General features: G+C 53.3%; 1 protein-coding gene. It reads left to right on the top strand.

What is annotated here, in order from left to right:
• Nucleotides 1-256: 256 nt before the first annotated feature.
• Nucleotides 257-1,386 (top strand): IS3 family transposase gene (locus ACR0L4_RS23555; RefSeq protein WP_480424262.1). Its coding sequence is split into 2 segments (ribosomal slippage): nucleotides 257-500 and nucleotides 500-1,386, totalling 1,131 coding nucleotides; the frame shifts between segments, so codons are not numbered across the junction.
• Nucleotides 1,387-1,567 lie beyond the last annotated feature (181 nt).

The raw sequence follows: 1,567 nt of genomic DNA, 5'->3' as shown, positions 1-1,567 counted from the left end.
CTATTGAGACACCTCGAACAAAGGCACAAGATGTTGAATATCCTAAAGATTGAAGTGTTCTGAGAGCGTCATTGTTTCCAATCCATGACTGTACTTGTTAAGTTTTGGGAGATTTGGTTCAAGTCAAATGAGGCGCGGTGCCTGCTATATTTGGAGTCTCTGGGCAATTGTGGCAGTCTGAGACGATACTTACTGGACCTGTCACGGTTTGATGCCGCTCCTTTGATAGCATCTACTGCAGCAAAGGAGACTGACTATGGGACTGAAACGGACGGCCGAATTCCGGCAAGATGCGGTGCGTATCGCATTGACCAGTGGGCTAACACGCAAGCAGGTGGCTGATGATCTAGGTGTCGGGATGTCCACGCTGAACAAATGGATCACAGCGCACCGAGATACAGACGTGGTTTCCAAAGAGGATTTGAGCCTCGCTCAAGAGAATGAGCGACTTCGACGGGAGATCCGGCTCCTCAAGGAGGAGAGGGAAATCCTAAAAAAGGCCACCCAGTTCTTCGCGGGCCTAAAGCAATGAGATTTAGGTTTATCGAAGAACACAGAGCCAGCTTTCCAGCCAACCGGTTATGCGATGTCGTCGGTGTCAGCGCACGCGGTCTGCGTGCCTTCCGCAGCCGCCCTGCCAGTCGCAGACAGCGGTCTGATCTGGTCACGCTGGCGCATATCAAAGAACAGTCACGCCTCAGTTTGGGCAGCTATGGCAGGCCGCGCATGACTGAAGAGTTGAAGGAAATTGGTTTGGCTGTGGGGCATCGTCGCGTTGGTCGCCTGATGCGCCAGAACGGCATATCCGTGTTGAGAACACGCAAGCACAAGGTCACGACAGACAGCGATCACAAGTTCAATATCGCGCCCAACCTACTGGATCGGGACTTCACAGCGGATCAGCCGAACAAGACATGGGCTGGTGACATCAGCTATGTCTGGACCCGTGAAGGCTGGCTTTATCTCGCCGTCATTCTGGACTTGCATTCCCGCCGTGTGATTGGCTGGGCTGTTAGCAATCGGATGAAGCGAGACCTGGCCATCAGGGCGCTGAGAATGGCTATCGCCTTCAGATCACCACCGAAGGACTGCATCCACCACACGGATCGTGGCAGCCAATACTGTTCCCACGATTATCAGAAGATCCTGCGCCAACATGACTTCAAAGTGTCGATGAGCGGCAAAGGCAATTGCTATGATAACGCCGCCGTCGAGACCTTCTTCAAAACGATCAAAGCTGAGCTGATCTGGCGGCGGTCATGGCAAACCCGACGGCAGGCTGAAGCGGCCATCTTCGAATACATCAACGGCTTCTACAATCCGCGCCGCCGACACTCAGCACTGGGCTGGAAAAGTCCCGTCGCCTTCGAACGGAAAGTGGTTTAAACGAGCACTTGGAGCGGCACAAAAACGCGACAGGTCCATATTGAGCAAACAAGATCCGCGTGAAATCGCGAGATATCGGGACCAGTAGCTTCAAAACATCGAGATCATTGAGCGCAACTATGTCCGGTAAGTCCGGTGTTTTTCCGTGGAACACTCTGGGTTTAGACGGGCCTGCGTCTGA

This window comes from Ruegeria sp. AB5 (assembly GCF_056542645.1).
This window is presented reverse-complemented; position numbering and strand designations above follow the sequence as displayed.